Raw genomic sequence first — 7965 nt, forward strand, 5'->3', positions numbered from 1 at the left:
GACCGTCAACACCAAAAAGCAGGTGAAGCGGTCAGGAAGAAAGCGGCTCAGGTTCATGGGGGTGTCTGCGCTGGGAAGGTCGATGCGTATTCCAGTCCCCCTAGACTGATAAATCAAATCGTTTTATCTTATCTATTGATAAGATATGAGCATGAATGTCAGCCTGCGCCAGCTACGCGCCTTTCTCGCCGTTGCCGAGTTGCGACACTTCCGCCGCGCGGCGGACCACTTGTACCTGACCCAGCCGGCAGTCAGCCGTCAGATCGCCGATCTGGAAAGCGAGCTGGAGGTGAAACTCTTCGACCGCAATACCCGGGAGGTCGTCCCGACCGAGGCCGGGCGCTATCTACAGAGCGCGATCGAGCGTGTACTCGACGAGCTGGAAGAGGTGCTCACGCACGTGCATTCGGAAAGCGAACGCCGGCACGGCAAGGTGCGGGTAGCAACCGTGCCGACCTTGTCGGCACATCTGATGCCACGCTGCATCGCCGCATGCATGGAACGGTATCCCGAACTCGTCGTACAAATGCACGACCAGGCGCAAGCACTCGTCCTGGAAAGCGTGCGCGGCGGCGAAGTGGATTTCGGCGTGACGGTGGAGCCGGCCGATACAGAAGCTTTCGACAGCGAGACGATCATGCACGATGCCTTCGTGCTCGTTTGCAGACGCGATCATCCGCTGGCAGAGCGGGAGCAAATCACGTGGAAGAAACTCAAAGGCCAGCCGTTGATCCTTCTGGACTACGCCTCCGGCAGCCGGCGTCTGATCGATCAGTTGCTGAGCCGCCATGATGTCGATGCGACCGTAGTGCAGCAGACCGGGCATACACAGACAGCCTTCAGCATGGTGGATGCGGGTCTCGGAATCACGATTACGCCGGCGCTATCGATCAATCACATGCCTGTTTCGCTCACGGCATTGACACTGGCGCCGGTAGCGCGTCGCGCCATCACGCTGATTCGTCGCCGGCATCGGTCGTTGTCGCCGGTGGCGGAGCTGGTGTGGGCGCAGATCAGGGAGACGGCTGCAGCGATTGCTGGATGATCGGTTCGGTGTAACGCTTTTACGGAAGCTTCAATCCCGATCCTCTAGCCTTGAAAGATCCGCGGACGGAGGACGCACATGCGCTACGAGCTCTACTACTGGACCGGCATCCAAGGCCGTGGCGAGTACGTGCGACTTGCACTGGAAGATGCCGGTGCCGATTATCGCGATGTGGCGCGCGAAGGCGACGACGTCATGATGCCGTTCCTGCAAGGCGCGCACCCAGGCAACCTGCCCTTCGCGCCGCCGTTTCTCAAGGCAGGCCGGCTTGTGATCGCACAAACCGCGGCGATCCTGTTCTACCTCGGTCCACGCTTGAAGCTTGTACCGGCCAGCGTGTCGGCACAGCTCTATGCACACCAGTTGCAACTCACATTGGCCGATTTCGTGGTGGAAATCCACGATACCCACCATCCGATCGCCAGCAGCGAGTACTACGAGGATCAGCGCGAGGAAGCCAAACGGCGCACGACGGATTTTCGCAAGCACCGCCTGCCCAAGTTTCTGGATTACTTCGAGCATGTACTTGATCGGGGCGGCGGCAGACATGCACTGCGCAAGCACTCGTATGTGGACTTGTCGCTGTTCCAGATGATGTCGGGCCTGGACTATGCGTTCCCCAGGGCCATGCGCCGGCTCGACCGGCGCATGCCGCTATTGCGCGACCTGCACAAACGCGTGGCGGAGCGACCGAATATCGCCGCCTACCTCGCCTCGGAACGACGCCTGGCATTCAACGAGCAAGGCATCTTCCGCCACTATGCCGAGCTGGACGACGGCTTCAGAACAGCGCGATGACCACGGCCCCGGCCACGATCAGGCCGCCTCCTACCAACAATGGCAGGCTGGGCTTCTCGCCGAGCAGCACCAGCCCGAGGACGATTGCGATGGCCACGCTCAGCTTGTCGATCGGCGCCACTTTGCTGACCGGCCCTAATTGCAGCGCACGGTAGTAACACAGCCACGACAGCCCCGTGGCGATGGCCGAAAGCACCAGGAACAACCAGCCATGCCAGGGCAATTCGGAGGGCCGAGCCCATTCGTTGCGAAAACTGACAATGCCGGCGATGACCAGCAGGATCACCACGGTACGAATAAACGTGGCGAGATTGGAATTGATCCCCGCCACGCCAAGCTTGCCGAAGATAGCCGTCAGCGCGGCGAAAAAGGCCGAGCCGAGTGCGAACAGCAACCAGCTGTCGCGACCGCTCATTTAGCGACCGCTATCGCCCTGGGTGGCAGCCGGTGCCGGTGTGTTGTCATCGTTGTCTTCCTGCTTCTTCGGCGAGCCCCATTCGGCCACCTTGTACATCACCGGCTTGACCTGCTCGTGTGCGCCGCTGCGGTACTTGCCGTCCTGGTCGACCATGTAGGTCTGCGCGATACCGGACTTGGGCGTGACCACGACCATGTAGACCTGACCGTTGCGGCTGTACTCCTGTACAGTGTCCTCGCCGCGCTTGTACACGTTGACCTTCGGCGGTGGCTCGCCGCGTGCGTCGCGCGGGCCGTCCTGCATCGCCGGCAGCGGGATCGGCTTGCCGGGAAGCACGGTGCTGCTGACTTCGGCCGGTGTCGCCCCGGTCTGTACCTGCCTAGCCGCCGGCGCGGCCGGCTTGACGCCCGGATCGTTCATGCCAGGCGGCGGCGGTGCCGGCTGGAACGCCGGCTTGCTGTCCTGCGCCAGGGCCGGCATGGCCAGTACGGTGCCGAGTACGGCGATCAAGGCGAGGTTTTTCATGGCGGACAGCCTCCAGAGTGGTAGCCGATTTTATCAGTGCATAAGCCATGTGAAGTGTGAATGCCGAGACTTGCTTAGCATCGAGAGTCCTTGCGCATGAGACAATGGCGGGTATGGCCAAGCTCATCCTGATCGACGGATCCTCCTACCTCTACCGTGCCTTCCACGCCTTGCCACCCTTGAGCAATGCGCAAGGCGAACCCACCGGCGCGCTGTTCGGCGTGGTCAACATGCTGCGGTCCACGCTGAAGGCCCAGCCCGAATACGTAGCCTTCGTCAGCGACGCGCCGGGGCCGACCTTCCGCAACGAGCTTTACGACCAGTACAAAGCCAATCGACCGCCGATGCCGGACGATCTGCGCGCACAGGTCCAACCCATGCTGGCGATCGTCGCCGCACTGGGCTTTCCGGTGTTGTGCGTACCCGGCGTGGAAGCCGACGACGTGATCGGCACCCTGGCCGAACAGGCGCATGCGCAGGGCATCGAGGTCGTCGTGTCCACGGGCGACAAGGACCTGGCTCAGCTGGTGCGGCCCGGTGTGACCCTGGTCAACACCATGACCAATACCACCATGGACGTCGCCGGCGTGTTCGGCAAGTTCGGCGTCCATCCCGCGCAGATCGTCGATTTTCTCTCGCTGACCGGCGACAGCATCGACAACGTGCCTGGCGTGCCCAAATGCGGGCCGAAGACCGCCGCCAAATGGCTGGCCGAATACGGCACGCTCGATGGCGTCATCGCCAACGCCGACAAAGTCAGCGGCAAGATCGGCGAAGCGCTGCGCGAAGCGTTGCCGAATCTGCCGTTGTCACGTGCGCTGGTAACGATCAAGACCGACGTGCCGTTGGAAGTGGGCGTCACCGGACTGACGCTGCGCTCTCGCCATGTGGAACAGCTACGCGAGCTGTTCACCCGCTACGAATTCAAAGCCGCGCTGAAAGATCTGGAGACCGTCAGCGACAGCGTCGGCACCGCCGCCGCGCCCATTGCCATCGCCGAAGCGATCGTGCCGGCGCAAGCGCAGGATACCGAGCTGTCCGTGCCCGGCAGCTATGAGCTGGTCACGACCCAGGAGGCCTTCGATGTATGGCTGGCCAAGCTTGCCGATGCGCCACTGATCGCCTTCGACACCGAAACGACGGGCCTGGATGCCATGCAGGCCGACATCGTCGGTCTCAGTCTGGCCGTGGAGCCGGGCAAGGCTTGTTATGTGCCGTTGGGACACAACTATCCCGGCGTGCCCGCGCAATTGAATCGCGACGCGGTGCTGGCGGCGCTCAAGCCGATCTTCGAAGATCCGGACCGGCCCAAGCTCGGCCAGCACGCCAAGTACGACATGAACATCCTCTCGCACTACGGCATCGTGGTGCAGGGTCTCAAGCACGATTCCATGCTCGAATCCTATGTATGGAACGCCACCGCCACGCGGCACGACATGGATTCGCTGGCGAAAAAATACCTGGGTTACGAAACGGTCAAATACGAACAAGTGGCCGGCAAGGGCGCCAAGCAGATTTCGTTCTCGCAGGTCGATCTGGATACCGCCTGCCGCTACGCGGCCGAAGACGCCGACATCACCCTGCGTCTGCACCACGCACTGTGGCCCAAACTGGAAAGCGCGCCATCGTTGCGCCACGTGTACGAGACGATCGAGATACCGCTGGTGCCCGTGCTGGCCGAGATGGAGCAGCGCGGCGTGCTGATCGACATCGCCCAACTGCGCCTGCAAAGCCAGCAACTAGGCAAGCGCATGCTCGAATTGCAGCAGCAGGCGTGGCAAGTCGCCGGCCACGAGTTCAGCCTGGACTCGCCCAAGCAGTTGCAAAGTGTGCTGTTCGACGAACTTGGCCTGCCGGTCAAAGTGAAGACGCCCACGGGCCAGGCATCTACGAACGAAGAAGCCCTCGAAGCCATTGCCGACGCGCACGAACTGCCGAGGATCATTCTCGATTACCGGGGCCTGGCCAAACTGCGCTCGACCTACACCGACAAGCTGGCCGAGAACGTCAATCCGCGCACCGGCCGCGTGCATACCAGCTACCACCAGGGCGCCGTGGCGACCGGTCGCGTATCGTCATCCGATCCGAACCTGCAGAACATCCCGGTACGCACCGATGAAGGCAGGCGCATCCGCCAGGCGTTCGTCGCTCCGCCCGGCTGGGTCATCATGGCCGCGGACTATTCGCAGATCGAGCTGCGCATCATGGCGCACCTGTCGGGCGATGAAGGCTTGTTGCGCGCCTTCCAGGAAGGCGGCGATGTCCATCGCGCAACCGCCGCCGAGGTCTTCGGGGTGGCTCCGCAAGAAGTCACCACCAACCAGCGCCGCGCTGCCAAGGCGATCAATTTCGGCCTGATGTACGGCATGAGCGCGTTCGGCCTGGCGCGTCAGCTGGGTGTGGACCGCGGCGAAGCCGGCGATTACATGGCGCGTTATTTCTCCCGCTATCCCGGCGTGCATGCCTTCATGGAAGCCACACGCGAACAAGCGCACCGCGACGGCTACGTCGAAACGATCTTCGGCCGCCGCCTGTACCTGGAAAACCTCACCGCCCGTAACCAGGCCCTGCGCGCCGGAGCCGAACGCGCCGCGGTCAATGCGCCGATGCAAGGCAGTGCGGCAGACATCATCAAGCGCGCCATGATTGCCGTGGCCGCCTGGCTCAAATCCCGCGACGATGCGCACATGCTCATGCAGGTGCACGATGAGTTGGTATTCGAAGTACGCGGGGAGGCCGTCGAGGAAGTCCGGCGCGAAGTCGTGGCACGGATGTCCGGCGCGGCGGAGCTGCGCGTGCCGTTACTGGTCGAGGCAGGGGTGGGAGCGAACTGGGATGAAGCGCACTGAGTGGGCGGCCCCGGCCCACTGTTACAATATTACAAAAGTGAATCCCCGCTAAATCTTTCCGGGCCGAGGTGAAACTTATGGCCCTCTCGTGCGTACTAAGTTATCGGATGCACGCAACGGCATCCTTGGGACCTCGGTACCTCCCTATACCGAGCCCCACCGGCAAGCGGCCTCTCCCCTGGGTTCGCTTGCCTCCCGGCCCCGAAGGTCCCCCCTACCTTCGGGGCATTTTTATGTCTGTCGTCAGGCTCACCCCCCGAGCGAAAACCCGCTAGCATCTGACGCTTGTCCGCCCGCCCAGGTTCGGCTCGCAGCAAGTGCAGAAGAAAGATAAAGCCACTTCCTTCGATATCGCCCACCGGGCCGGGGTTTCCCAGTCCACGGTGTCGCGTGCCTTGCGCGGCAGCCCGCTGGTCAGCGAGGAGACCCGCCAGCGCATCCAGCAGGCGGCGACCGAGCTCAAGTACAAGGTCGACAAGAACGCTTCCAACCTGCGCACCCGGCATTCGGGCACGCTGGCCTTGCTGCTGTTCGAAGATCCAACCGCCGACGAGTCGCATATCAACCCGTTCTTCTTGTCGATGCTCGGTTCGATCACCCGCGCCTGCGCGCAGCGTGGCTACGATCTGCTGGTCTCGTTCCAGCAGCTGTCGCACGACTGGCATGCCGACTACGCCGATACACGCAAGGCCGATGGGATCATCCTGCTCGGTTATGGCGACTACCTCGCCTACCGGGACAAGCTGGCCGCGCTCGCTGCCCAAGGCACCCATTCGGTGCGCTGGGGTGCGGTGCTGCCGGATCAGCCCGATATCTCCATCGGTTGCGACAACTATGTTGGCGGCCAGGACGTGACCCGGCATCTGTTGGAACAGGGCTGCCGCCAAGTAGCCTACCTTGGCGATGCGTCCAGTCATTACCCGGAGTTCTTTGCCCGTTACCGCGGCTATGCGCAGGTGCTGCGCGAGGCGGGACTGGACGTGGATACCGATCTTCAGGTCAATGCCGAAAGCTCCGAACAGTGCGGCTACGCTGCGATGGAAACGTTACTGGCGCGTGGCAAGCCCTTCGATGCGGTGTTCGCTGCCAGCGACCTGATTGCCATTGGTGCCATGCGCGCACTGGCCGATCACGGCATGAGCGTGCCGGGCGATGTCGTTATTGCCGGGTTCGACGATATTCCGATGGCCAGCTTCGTCAATCCGCCGCTGACGACCGTGCGGCAGGATACTGGCCAGGCAGGCGAAGCTTTGGTCGAGACATTGCTCAAGATGATTCGCGAAGAGCCGGTGAGCAACGATGTGTTGCCGGTGAAGCTGGTGGTACGCAAGTCGAGTTTGCGAGCGCGTTTGTAATCCGTGTTGCTGGGGTCGTCGGCTTTGTCATACGGTTCCCCGTGACCCCGGCGCGCTCCTAGGTCGCAGCGACTCTTCCGGATGGTTCACGCACGCGCAGCACGCACAGGCCTGCAATAAACAGACTGATGCCGCCCAGCACAAGCGCATAGATCGGTTGCCCATGGAAGAACCGATGCAGCAACAGGCCAAGCACGCTGGCCGCCATCAGCTGCGGAATGACGATAAAGAAATTGAAGATGCCCATGTATACGCCCATCTTGCGTGCCGGCAGATTGTCCGACAGCAGCGCATAAGGCAGCGAAAGGATCGACGCCCAGGCAAAGCCGATGCCAATCATCGACGCCAGCAGCCAATGCGGGTTGCCGATCAACAGGAACGACAACAGTCCGGCGCCACCCAGCCAGGTGTTGATCAGATGGGCGATGCGTAAGCCCCAGCACTTCACCATCCAGGGAATGACGATGGCCGCCAATGCGGCAAAACCGTTGTATGCGGCAAACAATACGCCGACCCAATTGGCGCCTTCGTTGTAAGCCGCCGAATGCGGATCGCCGCTGCCGAAATGCCAGGCTGCCACGCCTGAGGTGGTGTAGATCCACATCGCAAACAGGGCGAACCAGGAGAAGAATTGCACCCAGGCCAGACGGCGCATGGCATCGGGCATATGGAACAGGTCGGAGAGTACCTGCGCGGCCATGTTGCGGCTGTGCGTGCCGGCGAGCCACAGCAACGCGACACCGTAGACCGTTACGCCTCCGGTCAACAAAAACAGCTCGCGATCCGTATGCAAGAACATCACCGCCATCGTGGCGACGATCCCTGCACCCAGCGCATACCCACCCCAGCGGCGCGCAGCCGCGCGATCGACCTCCTCGGTCTCCGTCATGGGTACATTGTCGAAAGCCTGCAAGGCATCCGGCGGATATTCACGCGTCGATACGATGGTCCACAGCACCGAGCCCAGTAGCACCG

Annotated in this window: 7 protein-coding genes; 4 read left to right on the forward strand and 3 right to left on the reverse strand. The window is 62.3% G+C overall.

Features of this window, described 5'->3' with window-relative positions:
• Nucleotides 1–145 precede the first annotated feature (145 nt).
• Together VIM98_RS20340 and VIM98_RS20345 are read left to right on the forward strand one after the other, a co-directional pair.
• Nucleotides 146–1045, forward strand: coding sequence for a LysR family transcriptional regulator (locus tag VIM98_RS20340; protein ID WP_331994927.1), 900 nt, complete (start codon nucleotides 146–148; stop codon nucleotides 1043–1045).
• Nucleotides 1046–1123: 78 nt separating this feature from the next.
• A complete protein-coding gene (locus tag VIM98_RS20345) occupies nucleotides 1124–1843 on the forward strand; it encodes a glutathione S-transferase (RefSeq protein ID WP_331994928.1) in 720 nt (239 codons plus the stop codon).
• Here VIM98_RS20345 and VIM98_RS20350 read toward each other — a convergent pair.
• Both VIM98_RS20350 and VIM98_RS20355 read right to left on the reverse strand, forming a co-directional pair.
• Nucleotides 1827–2258, reverse strand: a complete 432-nt coding sequence (locus VIM98_RS20350) for an EamA family transporter (protein ID WP_331994929.1) — start codon at nucleotides 2256–2258, stop codon at nucleotides 1827–1829. The genes VIM98_RS20345 and VIM98_RS20350 overlap by 17 nt on opposite strands.
• Nucleotides 2259–2786, reverse strand: coding sequence for a DUF2782 domain-containing protein (locus VIM98_RS20355; RefSeq protein ID WP_331994930.1), 528 nt, complete (start codon nucleotides 2784–2786; stop codon nucleotides 2259–2261).
• A gap of 113 nt (nucleotides 2787–2899) precedes the next feature.
• Between VIM98_RS20355 and polA the strand changes: the two genes are divergently transcribed.
• Together polA and VIM98_RS20365 are read left to right on the forward strand one after the other, a co-directional pair.
• The gene (gene polA, locus VIM98_RS20360) at nucleotides 2900–5635 is read left to right on the forward strand and encodes a DNA polymerase I (protein ID WP_331994931.1); all 2736 of its coding nucleotides are present in this window, start codon (nucleotides 2900–2902) and stop codon (nucleotides 5633–5635) included.
• Nucleotides 5636–5952: 317 nt separating this feature from the next.
• A complete protein-coding gene (locus VIM98_RS20365; protein ID WP_331994932.1) occupies nucleotides 5953–6990 on the forward strand; it encodes a LacI family DNA-binding transcriptional regulator in 1038 nt (345 codons plus the stop codon).
• 58 nt (nucleotides 6991–7048) lie between these two features.
• Here the strand turns inward: VIM98_RS20365 and VIM98_RS20370 are convergent.
• On the reverse strand, nucleotides 7049–7965 hold a 917-nt coding region (locus VIM98_RS20370), incomplete at its 5' end, for an MFS transporter (protein ID WP_331994933.1).

Source organism: Dyella sp. (assembly GCF_036568765.1).
Lineage (GTDB): Bacteria > Pseudomonadota > Gammaproteobacteria > Xanthomonadales > Rhodanobacteraceae > GSA-30.